Origin of the sequence: Flaviaestuariibacter flavus (assembly GCF_004337505.1) — a bacterium.
GTDB lineage: Bacteria > Bacteroidota > Bacteroidia > Chitinophagales > Chitinophagaceae > Flavisolibacter > Flavisolibacter flavus.
Genome location: NZ_SJZI01000052.1, coordinates 241789 through 262430, shown reverse-complemented (window position 1 = coordinate 262430; position 20642 = coordinate 241789). Strand labels below are relative to the sequence as shown.

The window sequence follows — 20642 nt, the reverse complement described above, 5'->3', positions numbered from 1 at the left end:
CAAAACGCATGTGGTTTTGGCTAACAAATACAGTCGGTAACAGTCAATACAAAGCTAATAAAAACTTTTAATTGCTCAGCTTAACATCCACCCTTCGGTTCCTAGCTCTTCCTTCCGGAGTTGTATTGGCTCCTATCGGCAAAGTATCCCCGAATCCTTTTGAACTGAGTCTTTGTAGAAATACCCCTTTAGCCACGAGATAGTCCACGACGGCGCTTGCACGTGCCTCGCTTAACAATAGATTTTCCGCGCTCGAGCCAATGTTATCCGTATGCCCTTCCACAACTATAGAAATGAAGGAATTTTGACTTAAGTAGTCTGCGAGAGCGTTAAGTGTAGGCAGGGAAGTTGAATCCAAAATAGCACTGCCGCTTTCAAATTGAATTTTGCTCGCATACCCAGTCAACTGGGCATTAATTCTTTGTCTATCAATTGGGCAACCATTATTTCCGGCAGGACCAGCATTTAAGATACAGGAATCTTGTAGGTCGTTCAACCCATCACCGTCGGAGTCCGGTACCGGACACCCGGAAAACTCCTTGGAACCGGAAACCGTCGGACACCGATCCTCATCATCATTGAAACCATCGCCGTCAGTGTCCGGCACTGGACAGCCAAACCGATCGACAGAACCAGGCTGCAATGGACAACGATCTTTATCGTCTGGAACACCATCTTGGTCTGTATCCGGGCAGCCTTTGAAACTAATTGCACCTGGTACTAAGGGACACAAGTCGTCACCATCGGGCACGCCATCACGATCAGTGTCTAGTAATTTTAATGATTGTGCACTTTTCGTTCGTTTTTTGCCAGCGCCAACTACCCCGCCCAAAGACAGCCTAATGAAACCTAACGTAGGCAAAAGCTTGTTTTTTAACGATACTCCACCCTGGACATCCAGATAAAACGATCCCGCCCTTACCTGATTACCAACAGCAAAAGAAAATTGTGGTTTTACTAAAGACTCAAAAGATTGGATCCCGATGGCCGGAGAGAAATACGGCTGGATCTTCTTTTCTGATTGAAAAACGCGGAACCGCGTAAAAATCGAAGCTGCCGATCCTAGTTTTTTTAGATTTTCACTATTGTTTGATCCAATTGAGTAAAATTGAAAATCCGCTTTTGCACCGGCATCTATATGTTGAGTATAGCCTTTGACAAACCAAATCGACAGCCCAGGCGCAGCGTTGATGCCATAACTATTGCCAAAGTTCTTGGGTAAGCTTATTCCAGCCGAAAGGATATTTTCGTGCTTTTGAGCGAAGAGGCAGCTATCAAAAAAAAGAATTGGACAAACTATAGTAAAAAACAAAAAATGCAACAGGGGCAATGACCGCTTCAAACCTTTAAGTTTCACGTAATTGATAAGGAACCGAATACCGTCGAATAAAAACCAATTAGTACATTAAAATTACATTAATCGAGATGAAACGAATGTACGATGGTGCTTTTTTCGGCTTGACACATCGCAGTCACGCTGCTATTGTTGCTGATTACGCATACATTATCATTATACTGAAGACGTTCCGACGATTTTTAAGCCGTTTGAAGCGGTGCCAACAAATGTAAAATGTCGATCGTGCTTCTTCAATATTTGTAGCGTCATTCGATCGAATAAATCGTAGATCTCGCTTCCAAATTGATACTCGGGTGTATTTTCTTTGACAATAGAACTTCCGAGCAACTTGGTCGCCTCATCAATATCGATGACAAAATCATGGTCTTTATAATGGTAGACCAGTTTTTCCGCAACGGAGTGTACAGTTTCTTCGGAAGCCACTTCTTTCGCCCCTAACAAACGTTCGGCATATTGAACAGCCGATTCGCTGACTCGCTCAAAGTAGCCAAGTTGATTCGGCTCTAACTTGGTAGCTAGATATTGAGCAAACATGGACGCCGATCCCGGATGTTGACACACTAATTTAGCAATGTATTCCAAAGAATGGCCTATTCCCAATGCAGGCCAACTTTGTGTGTCTCCAATAAGTTTTATTTGCGGGTCAATTGGACCAAGTTCACTTAGCATACCCATGTGGATTTCATCAGCACCTAAAGAAAGAAGCGTCGCTGCTGATTTAGCTTTCCGGGGTACTGTAACAGAAAACTTGTGTTTCGTTTTCTTTTTGCAGGTCTGGCTAATAAGATATGCTGGCTCTATTGAGCCGCCGATACTATGCAGCACTAATAAAAGGTTCTTCTCCTCTCGAAGTTCATTTAATGCTTGATAAATCGTATTGGATTCCCATGATGAGATCAACGTAAACTCATCAACCAGAAATAAAACATTATAATTCGGGACGAGGCGCTGCATTAATTGGAGTAGATGCTTTTCTATCTCCCTTTGCATACCCTCCTGATCAATCTCCTCACATAATGCTTCAATATGATCATGTTTTGCCAAGTTATAAGCGAAAGCCCCTTTTTCTGGGGCATTTTCACTTGGCAAAGAAGAAGTTTGACTCATTTGCATTGTTTAATTAACGACACTTCATTGGCTTACACGCCGTTCGACATTTAGGCGCTTTGCACTTCGGGGCTTGGCCAACATAATCAATCCCGAAATGTTTTTTGTACAGCACTTTCGTTTCCTCAAATGCATTATTTAAATTTTCAGCATCCTGTTCACCATTCATACCAAAATAGGGGTAGTGGTGAAGGAAATAACCAAAAACCTGTTCGCAGTCATCTGCATATTTTGCAGTGTCCAGAATGTGTTGGTGCCAGAACATATCAATCGCCTTATTGGGCACTACCTCCAAAGTGGGATATGTACGTTTGAGAGCCAAGAAGCGTTTATATTCAACTTCAGCTTCATTGCACTGTTTTCTTGTCCATCCTTGACCTTCTTCCTTGTCTTTCAATTTCATCTTGATCATGGAAAAGTCCAATTGATCAATATCAGTCATAAACAAAACCTCTGATTGAGATGCTACTATTTCCATATTTATCATTTTTGGATTTGATTTAACATTGTCAAATTCAGCGAAGAGCAACACCGTTAAAACATTTTATGCGCTGTATGAACCGCTAGATACCAAGATAATAAAAATGTGTTGAAGAGCTTAGAAAGTCTTTCGATTTTTCCCACTCTCGACATTTACTATATTAGCATAAACCACTACATGGCACGAAACGTTCGGATTGACTTTGATAGAGAATTCAACTTTACCGAAATTTCTAAGGATTTTCGAATTGGGGTTTTCCCTACCGAGTTGGTAGACGGCACTATTGTCCCTCTTAAAGTTGAAATCCATAATGAGGAAATGGAGCTTCTTCCAAATGTTTTCAACCTGGCATTTGGGCCAATAGATGCCAAGGGAGGCATTGATGACAGGATTCAGCTGACCCACAAAGACTATTCGGCTGTGTTTTCTACCATTATGTTTGAAGCGTTGGGATATCTGCGCGATAACCCTGATCACTTTATCGGTGTAGATGGCTCAAATAACGAGCGAGCCGCCTTGTACCACTTTTTATTGAAGCGCAATTACGATTACCTCGACCCGCTATTTGAATTCTTTGGCATTAAATATTACGTCCGAATTACAAGGTTTGGGAAAACGCAGTATGAAAATCCCTTTGATTTTCAGGACATTATGCCCGCCCCGGTTCGCATTCTGAAAGATGATCCTCGTCCCAACCCCATGTTTAACTACTTCATCTTTGGCCTACGGAACCAAGATCAGGCGCGATAATTGTGAATTTTATTAATAAAAATTATTAGAAATAGTAATAGCTTTATCCTGTGGAAAAGAAACTTCAACAGAAATTAGAGGCGCTGCAGAAGCAAGCGCAGGGAAATGGTAAGGTTACACATTCAACCCGCCGTAATCGCTCTTCTTTGTCTCAAATTATCAAGACCAAAGAACAAGCGGACCGGTTTATGAAATTGCTCAAGTCCGCGTAATTGCGATTATCTTTTTAGAGAAGCCTGTTTGAAAAAGCAGGCTTTTTACTTTCCCGACTACTTCAATTTGTAACAATCGACTCAAAGAGGATACTAGCAATAAGTAGGAATTCCCAATTGCTCCCCTCCCTATTCGGCGGATTGCCCAGCAGGTCTTTCTGCCATTTAAAGCGGCAATTGAATCGAAACTCCGTTTGTGAGGATAGCCGCCATTAGATAGCAGGATCCACAGCATAAACATGGTCGCTGATTGGCCACCGGTTGATTTAAATGACTGAGGTTCCAATCCACATAAACCAGATGCCCGGCCGTATTTAGCACCGCATTCTCAAACCCCAATATCCGGCGTTGCACGATGGGATGAAACCATTATCAAGGTCTGCTTTGAGATTTTTGATTCAGAGACATTGAAACATTGGTTCAACAAAAAAGGGGTTGGAATAGAAGGGGAAATGCTAAAAAGAGTGATATTCCGGCCATTTCGTTAGATATTGGTATCGCTAAATTAGTCCATTCGATACAGAACCTCCTTTCTGTCCTGAAAGAGATAACAAAGATTCCGGAAATCAAAGCGGACCTATGCGATTTGCTTTATTCATTGGAAGAACATAATGGAGACGATGATACCATTAAGTCGAATAATGTTGATTGCACGTTCGGCAGACCATACGCCCTAGATGCGTTAGGCTGCATAAGTACTTTTTAAGAATTGATCACGGCATTCAGCAATTCACGTTTGATTTCCTCGACTGCATCAGTGTATTTATTGATTTGAAAAGGATTGAGCTGAAGGCTCTGCCCATTGTTTACTGGATTCACGTTCGTTATGTCTGCCTTAAAAGCATTGTACTTGGCTATAATAGATGGAAGAGTTGAGCAGTCAATCTTTTTGACAGTCCGATATAGTTTCTCGATAGAGCGTAAGCGAATGTTGCCTGCCCGAAGATGTTTCCGTAATTCTAGAAAGGGAATATTGCCAGATTCCACCCAATCGTCCAACTTACGCATGTTGGCGATGAAGTTTTTTATTTCATCCTGATAAAGCGCCTTGATTGACTGAAGAGAAGAAAGGTTTTTGGCGATTACATATGCGATCACTAACCCGACGATCGAGGACCCGAGGAAAATGAACAGGTCACTCATTGAGATCTCTTTATTGATCTCAAAATAGGACCAGCGCGTTGCTACGACGCCACAAATCCATCCAATACCAACAAGTAGAAGGGTAACGAAAACTGCTACCCAACGATCAAGCCGCAACACGCTTCTTTCGCTTAGGGGCGTTTGGAATGTAATCCGTCAGAATCTTTTCCTTCCAATCGGGCTCGTCATTCGAAATGATTTCGATGTTTTTGAGCACTGTGGCCACCGTAAAGTCTTCAGCTAAACGGCCAAATGACTCATCGAGGAAAGAGGACGCGTACCCAGCTGTGTCATCCAAATCAACAGTCAGCTTTTCGCCGTTGGCAATAGCATCCTGGAACGCCTGCTTGAGCCGCTCTTCATAAAACTTCTGCCCGGATTCCTCGCCGTCGCTTAAGTAGCGAGCGCCGGGAAAGGGGGAAAAGTCGGTGCTAATTTTCAGAATTGCCATGGTTACACGTGTCATCTAAGGTCCAAAAATACACAGTTCCTTCAAAACTATTTGCCAATTTCGTACCAGACCCAGTTTCAAAATCGTACAAGTGATTGTTTGTCACCACTTTAAGTTGGCGCACACTACGCTTGGTCGAAACCTCCCGGATCGACACCAAACCCTTGCCGCGTTCGGCTTGTTGGGTACGGGAACGATACTCCCCAGAAAAGGCCTTGTGGAGTATCCGAGTATCGTCAACCTGATCAGCTACAAGCTGTCCGAACCGCCGGCGGATCGTGTTAATGATGCCAACACCATTGTCAACAAAGCTGAAGAATACCTTTTTTCCCTCTGGATCATGGAAAACAGATAAATACCAAGGTTTTTCTTCCAGGAATAGCTCCAGATAGGTGCTGATTTGGTCATCCCCTGCTGGAAAGGCATGATTAACGGAATTGGCCATCATTTCGATCAGAGCCGTTTGGATTGGTCGGTTGTAGGCCCTTTTCCCGAAGACAGTCTCCATAGCGCGTACTGTTTCTATAGCAGCGTCCATTTGTAAGGTTTTCCCACGACCTTGAATTAGATGATTTGTACACGCCCGGTGCCGTCCGCGTCCGTCAATGAAATGCTCAAGGATGCCTGAATCGTTGAAAATTTTTCGCGCCGGGGGAAATACTGGCTTGCTTCCGATTACTTTCACCCCTTGACTCTCCAAATCGTGTGCGACCGAAAGAACCATTGCCATAGCCCCAGCGTCGAGCACTCTCACGCGGCGGAAATTTAGATAGACGATTGCCTTATTCGAAATCTCTACCGATTTGAATTTGGTGATATACTCAAGAACGCCAGCAATATCCACTGCCGTTGAGAATTCTTTCGGCGCTGCAAGCCGAATGGTCATTGGCTTGTTCTTGGGGTGGTGAAGAAAGTTTTGGATCGCGCGGTCACCTTTCGAAAGCTTATTTATTCTCCGATTTCGAGCTTTTTTCCAAAGAGACCATGCTCGGCGCCTCCGATACACCCATATTTCTTTTTTCGATTCACGACTCATTCAGAGCAGATCGTTTGGTTTAGGCAATTAAATGATTTGGAAAGCAGATTGAAAGCGTGGATGACAAATTTACTCTTTCTGCAGGGATTTCCCCAGAGTAATAGCCTTATTATTAAACAGTTTATGCACAAATGTGGACAGGTAAAAGAATTTTCGACGCAGATGCCTTTGGTTGGTGCCAAGCGAGTTCTAGGTCGAAAAAGGGAATACCGTTCATGGCCCATTGTCAAATGGATGCGAGATCGACATGATGACGCTGGTTATTTTGTTTTGTCTGATCACAAATTGCCCCATCCTGCTGAGCACTAGAACAGCATAAGGAAGCAAGTTCGATAGTCTTTACATCCATTTTGCTTGTGAAAGTGCCACCGCCCTAGTATACCTAGAATGGCACTAAGCTGTGCCCTGAAGGATTATGCGGGAAAATTCGAAAACCCAGAAAAAAAAGTGACCGATTTAAATGCCATTATTTCCGGCGAAAATGGAGAAATAACCCTTTGAAACGTGGTGCAAGATTCTCAGCCCCAATTAACTACTATTGAAAATCAATTACATTCATTAGTGAAACTGGTAAAAAGTTCGAACTCTGGCCAGATCTGCGCACAGTTAGAAAAGGCAATCCGGAAGGGTTGCCTTTTTTTTTGCTAGAACATGCTCCAGTAGCGGACTTTACAGACTTATTCATGATGCATTATAGGGTTCGAACGCATAAAACCACCATTGATACAAAATCGTACAAAGAGTGCAAAACTCATCGGCTACGCTCGCCCATCATCAGAACAAAAACCATGGTAGGCCTAGCTTTAGCCATCACGAGGCTTGCGAATTGGCCGCTAATCAATTAGTTCGAAATTTCAACGGGTCAATTGCGCAAAAACTACCAAGTAGGTGCTGTTGCCATAGACGTTAACTTATTGGCAGAGCAGTAAGGAATGAAGAATTTAGTCACCGTATTTGGAATACTATAATACTCCCGTAAATTAAGACCAGAGGGTTGGTTAAAAAGCGATGTACTTTTAACTACCTGAAATGAAGAAGCAAACCCGCCGCAAATTCTCCTCCGCGTTCAAAGCCAAAGTGGCCCTTGAGGCTATAAAGGGACAGCAAACGCTCGCTGAACTGTCTACAAAGTTCGAAGTCTCCGCCGTGATGATCTCGCGCTGGAAGTCGGAATTCCTGGAAAACATGAGTGCTGTTTTTGAGAAGCCTTCTGAATCAGAAGGTGAATCCGTCGACACCCGCGAGCTGTACGCCCAGATCGGACAGCTCAGGGTGGAAAATGAATTTCTAAAAAAAAGTTGCAGGAAACTGGGAATCTGACCACACGCGCTTCGCTGGTGCAACCACGCTCCAAAAAGCTGTCGGTACGCCGGCAGTGCGACTTGCTGGCTGTACACCGCAGCCGGATCTATTACAAGCCCCGCCCTGAAAAGCCGGAGAATCTAAAAATGATGCAGCTCATGGACCGTCACCTGCTCGATCATCCCACTGAGGGTGTGCTCTCGGTCGTGCACCTTTTGCGCGACCGTGGCTATCCGGTTGGTCCCAAGCGCGTCCGGCGGCTGTTCCGGCTCTTGGGCCATCAAACCATCTACCGCAGACGAAACCTCACTAAAATGGGACTGAAGGTGTTCATAAAACCGTATTTGCTGCGCGGGCTGGATATCAGCCGGCCCAACCAGGTATGGTCCACCGACATCACCTACATCCCGATGCGGCGAGGCTTCATGTACCTCACGGCCATCATTGATGTGTATAGCCGCAGGATCGTCGGATGGGGCATCTCCAACTCACTGGCTGCGCGCTGGTGCCTGGAGGTGCTGCAGGAAGCGATCGCAGAACATGGCACTCCGGAGATCATCAACTCGGATCAGGGCGTGCAGTACACTTGCGCCGGCTGGACCCAGTACCTGGAAAAGAACGGAATCAATATATCCATGGATGGAAAAGGACGGGCAACGGACAACATCTGGATCGAGCGGTTCTGGAAGTCACTCAAGTACAACCATGTGTATCTGAACCCGGCTGAAGACGGCGGCGAATTAGCTGAAGGCATCGAGGGCTACATCAACTACTACAACCAGAAAATCCACAGCACCACAAAGCAGAAACCTAACGATCGTTACCAGCAAAAAACAACCCTCGTATCACTTGAACACAACCTGGAAACAAACCCACTTATTAACTTAGCATCCTGACCTTTTGGTCTCAATAAAGGGGAGTATTATACCTGAAACCATTCATTTACCCAATAGTTTAGTGTAGGAGTGTTGTATAGTGAATCATGCACAACAATAATCGGGTATACCAGTAGCGCTTGGTGTGCGTATCCCCCATCGAGAATAAGCTCTTCTTTCAAAACACGTAAGGCGTTTGTGGCTGATTGTAGTACAGCTTTACCTAGCCTACCATCTGCCTGGAGACCAGCCACAATTTGATCAAAATCATAGGACAACTTATCTGCAGCAGGCATGAAAAAATCCTTTGACTCCATCAACAAAACGCGGTTATCATAATGATAATAATAGTCTGGCTCACGCTGTAAGCCACTATCTTTAAATTCGTTACCAGTAAACTTAACGCCAGGTTGTTGTTCTAATATTTCTCCCATTGTGTTGTAAAGAAGAACTCCCTCTGAAAAGTCATTACGGATCGCTCCGAAAAAGGGCCCTCGCATAAGTGTGCTGTTGCGATTGACGTAGTCGGACAATTTGAAAATGATTCCATTGTAAAGCTTTTTAACAAGAAAGTAGTCAAAGACAACTCTGTACTCATTTCCATCCCTTTGAAGCGGACGATCGCGGAGTGTCTTGTAATCGTTTGGCCCGAGCGTAACGTCCCCTGGGTCGAAAACTAACTTATTCAGAAACCGACTGGATTTTTCAGGGTCTTTTTGTTCGTCTAGAACAAGGTAGTTTATCCCAGTTTTCCTTGGATTAAGAGGAATAATAACTGCACCACCTAAAGCCTTAAAGAACTCCTGCTTATCACTGCATTGGAAATCGGCTAACATATGCGAGAAAAGTGCTTGATAAGCTGGTGTCCCTTCCAAAAAGTTCAGAAGCTCCATAAGTTTATACAACTGTGTATATACGAGCTTGCCGTAGTCTATCTCAACAATGTCGTTTTGAGGAAATCTCTGAGCAAGGAAGAGCCTCATAAGAACTCTATCTTGGTACTTCTGAGCCGAATGCAATGCCTTTTCGTAGTTCGCTAAAACATCGTCGTTGAATAATAAAAGCAACATGAAAAGGCGAACCATAAAAGAACCGTCTTGATGATTCAACGACTCTGGTATCTCCTGATTTTCCGTCGCCCAGACATACATGTTTAATAACGCTTCTTCAGAAAGCAGGAAGAAGTTTTCGTGTCTTGATCTTCTTATCAATGATCTATAGGCGTCAATTATGGTATGATACGCAACACTATCAGTATAGCTCTTGCCCATGTACTGAAACCATTGCGCAATTAAGACGTGATTTGGGGGCGTATTTCCTATTTTACAATAGGTCAACATTAGGCAACAGAGTTTTTGTATTTCGTCCTTGCCGATTTGGTTTGCATATGCTTGCTTTGTTCCAGGCGCATCTGCCGGGAAAAATTCTCTGAACCCAAGTAACTGCACTGCTGTCATTACTGTATTGAATTAAACTTACCCAAAAAACATTAGGTTATATCAATTCTTTACAAACCAATTTGTCATTTTCAGTTTGAGACAAAATATGTGTCTAACATAATTTTCAATACCAGCCTATATTTTTCAAGACAGGCAAAAATGGTCGGAAATAGACGAAAACCGGCACACTTTCCGGCACAACTAAACGAGTCCCCGCACAAATTTGACACAACAGACTTTCAAGATATTGATTGTCAACGACTAAAGAATCCAGTCCCGGGCACTTTTCGTAGATAGGATTTTGAGGATTGACGACATTTTTAATGTCTTGATTATCAGAAGCCTTTCTTATTTAGAATAGGGCTACGATGAACTATTAGCGGGACAGAACTATCTGTTCGAACATTAAAAAACTTGATCCGTAGTACGTCCGAGATCTGACACGGATTCTCATTAATTCGCGCAGTTTCAGCGCAATGGGATTGCAGGGCCCGGGAAGCGCCCGGCCGACTTTAGCAGCCTGTAAAAGGCAGGCTGTCCCGTCAGAGAGCGACCCACCAATTATTATCTTACGGTATTACGCTAAAGAACCACTTCTTCTTCCCGAGCCGGTGCACCCGTTGTGGCGGCAGGCCGCCCCCCTTTCGCTTTACGGTTAAAGACCCAGAAAATGATCGGGAAGGCCAACAGGGTCAGCACCGTAGCGCTGATCAGGCCGCCGATAATGACGATGGCCAGCGGCTTTTGAGACTCGGAGCCGATGCCCGTAGAGAGCGCAGCCGGCAGGAGCCCGATCGAGGCCATCAGGGCGGTCATTACCACCGGGCGGGTGCGCACCCGGATCGCTTCCAGGATCGCCGCGTCGAGGCCCAGTTTCTTTTTCAGATTGCTGTGAAACTCGGAGATCAGGATGACGCCGTTTTGAATACAGATCCCGAAGAGTGCAATGAACCCGACACCCGCGGAAATACCAAAGTTGATGCCGGTCAGGTGCAGGGCCAGGATTCCGCCGATGAGTGCGAAGGGAACGTTGGCTAGCACGAGCAGCGCGTCTTTCACATTTCCGAACATCACGAACAGGAAGAGGAAGATCGCCAGCAGGCTGATGGGCACCATCTCCCCCAGCCGTCCGCTGGCCCGCACCTGGTTCTCGAACTCGCCGGTCCAGCCGATCGCATAGCCTTGCGGCAGCACCACTTTTTCCGCCACACGGGCTTGGGCCTCGGCAATGGTGCTTCCCAGGTCGCGCTCACGCACCGAAAATTTCACCCCGATAAAGCGCCGGTTGTTGTCGCGGTAAATAAAGGCCGGCCCCGTTTGCGTGTGCACCGTACAAATTTCTTTGAGTGGGATCTTTGCGCCGTGCAGAGTCGGCACCATCAGGGCCGCAATGTCCTGTTCGTCTTTCCGGTATTCTTTTTCATACCGCACCCGCACCTCGAACCGGCGCTCCCCTTCGTATTTGGTGGTAGCCGTTTTGCCACCGAAGGCCATTTCCAGCACCGCCTGCGCATCGGCTACTGTTACGCCGAGGGCCGCCATTTTCTCTTTGTCCAAGGTCACAGTCATCTCAGGCTGGCCCACGTTGCGCAGAATACCCGCGTCGCGGATACCCCTCACGCCCTCGATCTGGCGGAGCACTTCGTTGGCTAGTGCGTCCAGCTTGTCCAAGTCGTCACCGTAGATCTTCACCGCGTTGGAGGCATTGATACCCGCGACGGATTCCGCCACATTGTCGATAATGGGCTGCGAGTAATTGTATACGATGCCCTGGAAGTTCCGGAGCTTCCTATCCATTTCCTCCACGAGGTCGTCCATACTGATCTTGCGTGTCCATTCCTCTTTCGGCTTCAGGTTGACCTGCATCTGCACGTAATAAAAGCCGCTGGGGTCGGTGCCGTCGTTGCTACGACCTGTCTGGGAAAGCACACCGTTGACCTCGGGAAAGGAGCGCAGCTCCTGGCGAAGCGTCGCTACCGTTTTTACGGTTTCCTGAAGGCTGCTGCTCATCGGCAGCTTCGCTTCCACCCAAAGGGCGCCTTCGTTGAGCTGCGGCAGGAATTCCGTTCCCAGGAAGCGGGTGGAAAATAGCGTGAGCGCCAGCAGCCCGAAAGACAGCACCAGCGTTAGTTGCTTACGGCGGTATGCAACGCGGAATCCGCGCTCCACCACCCGGTTCCAGAAGCGCACAAACGGGTTGTGCTTTTCGCGGACGTTTTTATGGAGCAGCAGGTGCGACAGCACCGGCACGAGCGTGAGCGTGAAAAGCAGTGCCCCGAGGAGGGCAAAGCCAAGCGTCCAGGCCAACGGCGAGAACATCTTACCCTCCACCTTCTGGAAAGCAAAAATGGGTAGCAGGGCCGTGATGATGATCAGTTTGGAAAAGAATATCGCCTTGCCCATCTGTGTCCCCGTCTTCCGGATCAGCCCCGATTTGGCCAGCAGGTTGAACCGCTGCATGCCGTTGCGGTGCGCCTGGTGGTCCAGGGCGACGAACAGGCCCTCCACCATCACCACGGCGCCATCGATGATTATCCCGAAGTCGACCGCGCCCAGGGACAGCAGGTTGGCACTCATACCTTTCAGCTTCAGGCACAGGAAGGCAAAAAGCAGCGACAGGGGTATGATGACTGAGACGATAACAGTAGCGCGCCAGTCGGCCATAAACAGGAACACCACCACCGTCACAAGCAGGATGCCTTCCAGGAGGTTGTGCATCACAGTGCGGGTGGTATAGTTCATCAGCACGTCACGGTCGTAAAATGTTTCCAGCTTTACGTCGGAGGGCAGGATGCGGGTATTGAGTTCGTGAATCTTTTCTTTTACTCTGGCCAGCACTTCCTGGGGATTCTCTCCTTTGCGCATCACCACGATGCCTTCCACGATGTCGTCATTGTCGTTGAGGCCGGCCTGCCCTACGCGAGGAGCGCTGCCCTGGCGCACATCGGCCAGGTGCTTCACAAGGATGGGGTTGCCGCCGGCGTCAGTGACGATGATATTCCCGATGTCGGCTTCCGAGCGCAGCAGGCCAAGGCCGCGCACCACGTAGGCCTGGCCGTTTTTTTCGATAACGTCACCACCTACGTTGAGGTTGCTCCGGCTCACGGCCTCGTACACGTCCAGTGGCGTGACGTTGTATTTTGACAACTTGTTCGGGTCTACGTTGATCTCGTAAATCTTTTCCTGTCCGCCGAAGGCCACGAGGTCGGCCACGCCTGGCACGGAGCGCAGGTGCCGATCCACGACCCAGTTTTGAAAGGTGAGAAGGTCCCTCGTATCGCGGCCCTTACCGTGTAGCACATAGCGGAAGATCTCCCCGGTTGGCCCGTAGGGCGGTTGCACGTCGGGGGCGACGCCGTCGGGCAGGGAAACGCTGCGCAGCCCGTTGGTAACCTGTTGGCGCGCAAAGAAGTCTTCCACCCCGTCGTCAAAGATGATTTTGACCACCGACAGCCCGAACATGGTGCTGCTGCGCACGCTCGCCTTCTTTTGCACGGGGTTCATCGCGATCTCGATCGGCGTCGTCACGAAACGCTCGATCTCTTCGGCGCTGCGGCCGTTCCACTCCGTTACGATGATGATTTGTGTATTGGTAACGTCCGGGAAGGCCTCAATGGGCATGGAGCGGAACGCCACGAACCCGGCAACCGCGAGGAGGCCCGCCCAGAAAAAGGTGAAGCCCCGGTTCTTGAGAGAGAACGAAATGATCTTGCGAATAAAGCGGTTCATGGACTCAGTCGTTTAGTGCGTCGTAGATGAGGAGTTGGTTGTGCGTGATCACTTTTTCACCTTCCGCGAGGCCCGCGGCGAGGAACGCGGTGCCGGCTACCTGCCGCGCTACTTCAACGGGGCGGGTTTCGATATTGTGCCGGTCACGGTAGACCATCACGAAGCTGCGGTTTTTGTCGAAGATGATCGCTTCCGCCGGCACAGCGATCATTTGGCCCGGCTCCTCGTAGGAGACGCGGATCGAGGTACGCATGTCGGGCTTCAGCAGGAAGCCGGGGTTGGGCAGGCGGATGCGCACCTTCATGGCCATTGTTTCCGGGTCGATCACGTTGAAGATCTTATCGACCTTGCCGGTAAATACGCGGTCGGGGTAGCTGAGGGTGTTCACTTCGGCGTCGTGGCCGATACGCACCTGGTTGATGTCGCTTTCGTTCACGTTGGCAAGGGCCCACACCTCGTTGATCTCGGCGATGTCGAAGATGTTGTCGGTGCGGTCGCTGCGCAGGAGCATGTCTTCGTTGATGCGCTTTTGAATGATGAAGCCGCTGATCGGCGCCCGCACTTCGTAAGTAGACCCGGAACGAAGGTGGTAGATGCGATAGGTTTCCTGCACCCGCGCAAGCTGCGAGCGGGCCTTATCGAGTGCGGTGCGTGCTTCCAGTACTTCGCGTTCCGTGTTGATCTTTCCGTCGAACAGTTCCTGGGCCACGCGCAGGTTGTTGCGGGCCAGCTGCTCGTCTTTCCGGGCGTCCTGGAGCTCTTTTTCAAAGGCGGCCACTTCGGTGCTCCGGATGATGGCCAGCACCTGGCCTTTTTTCACATAGTCGCCCAACTCGGCAAACACCCTTGTCACACTCCCTCCAACTACCGGGAATACCTCTACGAACTTGTTGTTGTCGGCGGTGATCTTGCCAAAGAACTTCAACTCATTGCGCAGTGGCCTCAGCGTTGCCGTGGCGGTGGTCGTGGTTTTGAGCATGGTGTCGCTCAGCACAAAGGTCTGGGCCAGGCCACCGGCGGCGGGCGCCTGTTTTTCAGCGCACCCGGCAAGCAGCAGGGCCAGTGCCGTAAAGCAGTATATTGTTTTCATATGTTCGTCAGAATTGCAGCGTGCCGGTAGTTAAATTGATCTGTTCGCAGCTTTCCATCAGCGTTTTGCGTGCGTTGTTGTAGTGTATGAGCGCCTCGTTATAGCTTTCCATGAAGTCTGTGAATTCCACCAAGGCCACGTTGCGCCGCTGGAAGTTGCGCAGCATGCCGGTGTACACCTCGTCGAGCCGGACAGCCCGCTCCGGGGTAAAGGAATCGAAATGGGCGCGGGCCGCTTCATATTGCGCATAGGCCGTAGCTACCTCGCGGCGCACGGTCTGCTCGTAATCGGCCCGCACCGCTGCCGCGCGCCCGCTCTGAGCCTGAGCCGCGCGGATGTTTCCCTGGTTGCGGTTCCAAAGGCGCAGGGGCGCCCCAATCGTTAGGTTTACCTGATTATTGAAAGGCCCGCTGCGCTGGTCATAGGCAAGGCCGAGCGTCAGGTCGGGCACCGACAACGCCTGCTGCAAGCGCAGGTTCACTTGCGCAGCCTCCTGCTGCACCAGGGCCCACGACAGGTCGGCGCGGTTAATCAGGGCCATCGCCTCCAGCTCAGGAAGCGTGGCGTGCAGCCGGCGCTCATAACGGTCCGCTTCCTCCGGGGCCGGCCGCACGGCACTTATCGTATCCGTCGTGGTCAGCAGGGCGAGGCGCTCCCGCAGTTCCGCGTTCTCAGACCGCATTGCGTGGCGGGTGGCCCGAACGCCCACCTGCAGCGTTTGCAGACGCACGAGGTCGCGTAAGGGCAGCGTCCCTTTTGCTACCTGTATCTCGTAATAACCCACCAGGCTGTCCAGCTGGGCGAGCTGCCGGTCGGCGACCACCAGCGCCTGCTCGTTGTAGTAGAGCCGGAAATAAGCCTGACGCAGCTCGAAGCGCAGGTGGCGCAGCAGATCTTCCAGCTCGCGGGCCGCAGCCTCGGCATTCTTTGTGGCGAGGTCCATCCCCTTCTTTCTTTTTCCGCCGAGGTAGACGAGTTGCTGGATGGCCACAGCCTTTTGCCCCGTGGCGCCCACGTCGAGCCACCGGTGGCGTTCGGGGTTGAACAGGTTGAGGTCCGCCGTCACGTAGGGATTCTCAAAAAGCTTTGCCTGGATGATCTGTGCTCGGGCCGCCTCGACGTTGAAATGAGCGGCAAGCAGGCGCAGGTTGTTTTTTTGAAACAGTGCCTCGCACTCAGCGAGTGATAGCGGACCCTGTGCCGCGGTGCGGAGCCCCGAAAGGAGCAATAGAAGGAAGAAAAATCGTGTCATGGAAAAGTACGTGTCCCTTAAGGCTGCAAAGCTTCGACGGCACGATTAAGCCCCCCTTAAACGGCGCTTAAAATCGGCTTAAAGTGCACGACAGCAAAAGAAAAGGCCAAGGCAAAAGCCCCGGCCCGGTCAACTAAAATCCAAAAAGCAACCTGCGTTGCACGCAGATGCACACACACACATCGGTTGGATGGGATGCCCCGCCCAATTATTTTTCCAGGAGCTGGAAGAACTGGTCCAGCTGCGGCAGGATGACGATCCGGGTTCTCCGGTTGGCCGCTTTTCCGGCTGCCGACGCGTTGCTGGCAGCAGGCAGGTACTCGCCGCGACCGCCGGCGGTCATGCGCCGCGGGGCAATGCCGAAACGAGTTTGCAGCAGCCGCACCACGGAGGTGGCGCGCTTGGTGCTCAGGTCCCAGTTGTCGGCAATGCAGGTGTTGCGGATCGTTACGTTATCGGTATGCCCCTCTACAAGGAACTCGATGTCGGGACGGCTGTTCAGCACCTGCGCCACTTTTTGCAACACACTCATGGCCCGGGCGGTGACCGTGTAGCTGCCGCTGTTGAAAAGCAATTTGTCAGAAATGGAAACAAAAACAACTCCTTTATCCACCTTGATCTCGATGTCCTGGTCATTGACGTCAGAGAGGGCGCTCTTAAGGTTGCTGACGAGCAGCGCATGGAGCGAGTCCTTGCGACTCATTGCCTGCTGCAGGTCATTGATATAGGCGTCTTTGGCGCCGAGGTTTTCCAGCGACCTGCGGATGCTTTCAGCCTGGGCGCCGGAGATCACCGAAAGGTCCCGAAGCTGGCTCACCATCACGTTGCTGCTTTCCTTCAGGCCTTCGGCCTTGTCGCGGAGCTGCCGATTTTCCTGCTCCAGCGCGTTGCGGCGCCGGGCAATCTCGTCCGCCTCGTCGCGGCACTTGCGCAAGTCTGCCTGCACCTGCTCATAGAACCCGTTGAGGCGGTTGTATTCTGCGTCTTTCTGCTTTAGCTTTTTGGACGAGGCACAAGAACTTGCCAGTAAAAGCGTACCCAGTACTACTACCGGGGTTTTGAGGGAATGGAAAATCATGGTCACTATTGTTTGGTGACGGCAAAATTTTACCAGCCCGATTAAAAAAACCTTAAAGGGGGCTTAAGGACGGCTTAAAAAGCCCAAAGGGAACGTTAATGCGCTACGGCCCTACCCCCGCCGCGTGGGAAAAGAGAGCAGGACCTGGTTGGTGCGGGGCGCCGGAATATGATACCGGATCCCGATGCCATAGCGTTCCAGCACCCGCCGCACGATGGAGAGGCCGATTCCGCTGCCAGGATGGTGGTGACTATTGCTTCCGCGCGAAAACGGCCGGAAGAGCAGGCCGGTGTCCTCGATGTCGGGAGTGTCGCCCTGGTTGGTAATGGAAAGGAGCAGCAGGCCGGCTTCCTGGCGCACTTCACAGACGATCAGGTGGTCGTCGGAGTAGGTGTACGCGTTCTTCAGGAGATTCAACAGCGCAATGCCGAGCAGTGTCTCGTCGCCACCTACTTCCATGGTCATCGTTTCCTCTTCGGAGGGTAAAATTTCGAAGTGCAGGCGGAAGTCGGAACAGCTTTTGGCAAGCTGCGCGCCGGCAGCGAACAGGATCTCGTCGAGCCGGCTCCACTGCAGGTGAGCCTCGTCCTGCTCTTCTTCCGCGCGAGAAAGAAAGAGCAGGGACGTGACGATGTCGGATAACTGTCCTGTGTCCTGCACCACGCTTTTGATCACCCTTTCAGATGTCTCCCGAAGCGACTCGCCGGCGAGCAGGTTTTCCAGTTGCATGACGATTCGCGAAAGCGGGGTGCGCAGCTCGTGGGAGGCGTTGCTCGTGAAATCGCGCTGGCTTTTATAGGCCAGGTCGATACGGTCCAGCATCTGGTTGAACGAACGGGACAGAGCTTTGATCTCGTCTTCCCGGGCCGGCTCCGCTACGCGCGCAGTGAGGTTGCGGCTGGTGACGTCCTGCATCTGGCGCCGCAACAGGTCCAGCGGACGCAGCGTCCGCTTGCTAAGCAGGAAAGAGATAAGCCAGATGGCCACGGTGCTGGCAGCAAATGCACCGAACAGCACCATCTTCAGATAGGCGAGCTTGCGGATGCCGTAGGTGTCTTCGGCCGAGATGAGCACGTAGTAATCACGCCCCTTGTACTCGTAATAGATCCCCAGCACATCATAACCCTTGTTGCGGCGAAACAGCTCCTTGCGTGCCTTGATCGCATCGAGGTCCTGCTTTGACCAATTGATGACGGCATCGTCGATGCTGCTGTAGATCACTTTTTTGCCTTCATCGAAGACGATTGTCTTTTCGTTATACAGCGCGTTGATGGAATTGCGGTCGAAAGTGCGGAGCATCTGCCGGTCGATCACTTCCACCTCCAGCAAAATCTTGACCGTGGTACGTGCCTTTTCCGACAGGCGGTCCTTGAATTCGGTTTTCCGGAAGTTGGCAAAAAGCAGGTAAACGACCGAAAGCACGGTGGCCAGCAGCCCCGAGAAAAGAAAGCTGAAGAAAAGAGGTATGCGCCGGGTAAGCTTCACGCTACTTGGTTGCTCTGAGGTAATACCCGAAACCGGGACGCGTATGAATCAGGGGCAGCTCGTGTCCCTTGTCGATCTTGTTGCGAAGAAAGGAAATATAGACCTCAATGGTATTGGTGCCGGTTTCGAAATTCAGGTCCCATACCTGCTCCGCGATGGTTTGCTTGGATACGGTGCGGCCCTTTTGCTTGCCGAGCAGCTCCAGCAATTTGTATTCCTTCGGCGTAAGTGCGATTTCGCGCCCGGCGCGGAACACCTTCATTTCGGTGGTGTTGATCTGGAGGTCTGCCACTTCGATAAGCTGGCCGGCGGGGTGCTGCGGCTGGCTGCTCCTCCGCAACAGAGCCTTGACCCGCGCCAGCAGCTCTTCCAGATGAAAGGGTTTTACCAGGTAATCATCCGCCCCGTAGTTGAGGGCCTGCACCTTGTCACCGACGGCGCCATAGGCCGTCAGCATCAGGATCGGTGTACTGGTATCACTTTGCCGGAGCCTGCGGCAAACCTCCAGCCCGTTCATCAAGGGCACATTGATATCCAAAACGTACAGGTCAAAGCGCTCCCGAACGATCTCTTTGAAAAAGATCTCGCCATCGTAGACGTTCGTGCAGTCAAAGTCCTGCTTTTGCAGGTACAGGCGCAGTTCCGCCGCCAGCTTTTGGTCATCTTCCAGTAACAGGATCTTCAAATTATTCGGGGTTAGCAACGGCCCGGTGAAAGCCATTTCCGGCGTAAAGAAAACATATCTCCCGCTGCAGGCAGTTTAAAAAAAGCTTAAAATGGGCCGTAGGCTTCCCTCCCACCCGCTACCCTTGCAAAGTTTCCAAAGCCTGGTTTGTAAACCTGAGCCCAATTATTTAGACAAATCAAGCTAAAGCTGATAATCAATGAGCTGTGAAACTGAATGGCCTAAAAAGTTCGAACTCAGGCTAGTTCTGTGCACTTAAAAAGGCTCTGATCAAAAGATCAGAGCCTTTTTATTATTTTCTACGCTCAGCTTCCGGACTCAGGCCAGATCCCGGATCCCGCCCGCCGAGTAAGCTTCAGCCCGGTTATGTGTTTTGCGGGTACTAACCGTATACAACCTAGCTAACCACTTTAAAATTGAATGCTCCGTTTTGCGTAGCGTTCCAGATTCGCAACCAGACCGGCAGCACCGCTTCCGTTCCCCTGGCCGAAGAAATATCCCCCAGGTCAAGTATGTTTTCGTTCTTCCAGCCAAACTCATTCAGTAAGGCTTTCACCTGCTGTTTGGCTTCGGCATCATTACCACAAATAAAATTGGTGTGGTCGCCGCCACCCACCATTGCAGGATTCACCATAAGCCCACACCACATCGTGTTCAGCGTTTTTACCACTTTGGTAGCGGGGAAGGTCTTCTGGATTTCTTCGCCCAGGGAATGGGTGTTGCTCAATGCAGGGATCAGGCTGGGCGGCATCCCGTTGCTAAAGTCCAGCGGGTTGGCGATATCTACGGCAATCTTGCCAGCCACATTGGCTTCACCGGCCATTTTCAACGCGTCAACAGAAGCGGCACCAGCCGTACAGTTGAAAATAATTTCACCAAAGGCAGCGGCATCCGCAAAAGTACCGGCACTTGCATTGCGCTCATGCTTCGCCACGAACGCCCTGGCTTTTTCATTGTCAGCGGTACGGCTGCCCATTTTTACTTCATGTCCGAGTTCGATCAGCCGGGAGCCGATCGTATCACCGACCATGCCCGTTCCTAAAACAGCTATTTTCATTTGTATCTATTTAATGAATAATTGATGGCACAAAGCTGCCCCTTTTTACAAGGACAGTATGGTCAATATCTTGGATGTACTGGTAAATTAGCGCCCTGCCTGGCAAACAGGGC

General features: G+C 50.2%; 18 protein-coding genes. 4 read left to right on the top strand and 14 right to left on the bottom strand.

Translation table 11 applies throughout. From position 1 onward, the window contains the following. Nucleotides 1-67 precede the first annotated feature (67 nt). The 3 genes from EPD60_RS16715 to EPD60_RS16705 all read right to left on the bottom strand — a co-directional run bounded on the left by EPD60_RS16715 (nt 68) and on the right by EPD60_RS16705 (nt 2942). Nucleotides 68-1342, bottom strand: coding sequence for an OmpA family protein (locus EPD60_RS16715; RefSeq protein WP_131450659.1), 1275 nt, complete (start codon nt 1340-1342; stop codon nt 68-70). Between the two features lie 168 nt (nt 1343-1510). Continuing rightward, nucleotides 1511-2464 (bottom strand): SDH family Clp fold serine proteinase, encoded by a 954-nt coding sequence (locus EPD60_RS16710; protein WP_165871598.1) that lies wholly within the window; start codon nt 2462-2464, stop codon nt 1511-1513. Between the two features lie 13 nt (nt 2465-2477). After that, entirely contained in the window at nt 2478-2942 is a 465-nt protein-coding gene (locus tag EPD60_RS16705; protein WP_165871597.1) for a glycine-rich domain-containing protein, read from the bottom strand. A gap of 180 nt (nt 2943-3122) precedes the next feature. On the opposite strand from EPD60_RS16705, the gene EPD60_RS16700 reads away from it, so the two are divergent. After that, on the top strand, nt 3123-3695 hold the full coding sequence (locus EPD60_RS16700; protein ID WP_131450656.1) for a DUF6934 family protein: 573 nt from the start codon (nt 3123-3125) through the stop codon (nt 3693-3695). A gap of 50 nt (nt 3696-3745) precedes the next feature. Then, nucleotides 3746-3907: a hypothetical protein gene (locus EPD60_RS17075; protein WP_165871596.1), complete on the top strand. Its 162-nt coding sequence runs from the start codon at nt 3746-3748 to the stop codon at nt 3905-3907. Nucleotides 3908-4609: 702 nt separating this feature from the next. Here EPD60_RS17075 and EPD60_RS16695 read toward each other — a convergent pair. The 3 genes from EPD60_RS16695 to EPD60_RS16685 all read right to left on the bottom strand — a co-directional run bounded on the left by EPD60_RS16695 (nt 4610) and on the right by EPD60_RS16685 (nt 6387). After that, a complete protein-coding gene (locus EPD60_RS16695) occupies nt 4610-5050 on the bottom strand; it encodes a hypothetical protein (RefSeq protein WP_131450655.1) in 441 nt (146 codons plus the stop codon). A 106-nt stretch (nt 5051-5156) separates the two neighbouring features. After that, entirely contained in the window at nt 5157-5501 is a 345-nt protein-coding gene (locus EPD60_RS16690) for an STAS-like domain-containing protein (protein WP_131450654.1), read from the bottom strand. Beyond that, nucleotides 5482-6387, bottom strand: a complete 906-nt coding sequence (locus EPD60_RS16685; RefSeq protein ID WP_131450653.1) for an STAS domain-containing protein — start codon at nt 6385-6387, stop codon at nt 5482-5484. Before EPD60_RS16685 ends, EPD60_RS16690 begins: the two co-directional genes overlap by 20 nt. A gap of 1179 nt (nt 6388-7566) precedes the next feature. Here EPD60_RS16685 and EPD60_RS16680 point away from each other — a divergent pair. Together EPD60_RS16680 and EPD60_RS16675 are read left to right on the top strand one after the other, a co-directional pair. Further along, nucleotides 7567-7857, top strand: a complete 291-nt coding sequence (locus EPD60_RS16680; protein ID WP_131447122.1) for a transposase — start codon at nt 7567-7569, stop codon at nt 7855-7857. 17 nt (nt 7858-7874) lie between these two features. Beyond that, on the top strand, nt 7875-8735 hold the full coding sequence (locus EPD60_RS16675; protein ID WP_243647754.1) for an IS3 family transposase: 861 nt from the start codon (nt 7875-7877) through the stop codon (nt 8733-8735). Nucleotides 8736-8761: 26 nt separating this feature from the next. Here EPD60_RS16675 and EPD60_RS16670 read toward each other — a convergent pair whose 3' ends face one another. The 8 genes from EPD60_RS16670 to EPD60_RS16635 form a co-directional block, all read right to left on the bottom strand. After that, nucleotides 8762-10171 carry a hypothetical protein gene (locus EPD60_RS16670; protein WP_131450652.1) on the bottom strand — a complete coding sequence of 470 codons (1410 nt, stop codon included), beginning with the start codon at nt 10169-10171 and terminating at the stop codon, nt 8762-8764. A 564-nt stretch (nt 10172-10735) separates the two neighbouring features. Continuing rightward, a complete protein-coding gene (locus tag EPD60_RS16665; protein ID WP_131450651.1) occupies nt 10736-13882 on the bottom strand; it encodes an efflux RND transporter permease subunit in 3147 nt (1048 codons plus the stop codon). A 4-nt stretch (nt 13883-13886) separates the two neighbouring features. Then, the gene (locus tag EPD60_RS16660; RefSeq protein WP_131450650.1) at nt 13887-14972 is read right to left on the bottom strand and encodes an efflux RND transporter periplasmic adaptor subunit; all 1086 of its coding nucleotides are present in this window, start codon (nt 14970-14972) and stop codon (nt 13887-13889) included. A gap of 7 nt (nt 14973-14979) precedes the next feature. After that, the gene (locus tag EPD60_RS16655; protein ID WP_131450649.1) at nt 14980-16224 is read right to left on the bottom strand and encodes a TolC family protein; all 1245 of its coding nucleotides are present in this window, start codon (nt 16222-16224) and stop codon (nt 14980-14982) included. Between the two features lie 208 nt (nt 16225-16432). Further along, nucleotides 16433-17302 carry an OmpA/MotB family protein gene (locus tag EPD60_RS16650; protein ID WP_131450648.1) on the bottom strand — a complete coding sequence of 290 codons (870 nt, stop codon included), beginning with the start codon at nt 17300-17302 and terminating at the stop codon, nt 16433-16435. 111 nt (nt 17303-17413) lie between these two features. Further along, nucleotides 17414-18787, bottom strand: a complete 1374-nt coding sequence (locus EPD60_RS16645; protein WP_131450647.1) for a histidine kinase dimerization/phospho-acceptor domain-containing protein — start codon at nt 18785-18787, stop codon at nt 17414-17416. Nucleotide 18788: 1 nt separating this feature from the next. After that, on the bottom strand, nt 18789-19472 hold the full coding sequence (locus EPD60_RS16640) for a response regulator transcription factor (RefSeq protein WP_131450646.1): 684 nt from the start codon (nt 19470-19472) through the stop codon (nt 18789-18791). A 397-nt stretch (nt 19473-19869) separates the two neighbouring features. After that, the gene (locus EPD60_RS16635; protein WP_131450645.1) at nt 19870-20529 is read right to left on the bottom strand and encodes an NADPH-dependent F420 reductase; all 660 of its coding nucleotides are present in this window, start codon (nt 20527-20529) and stop codon (nt 19870-19872) included. Nucleotides 20530-20642 lie beyond the last annotated feature (113 nt).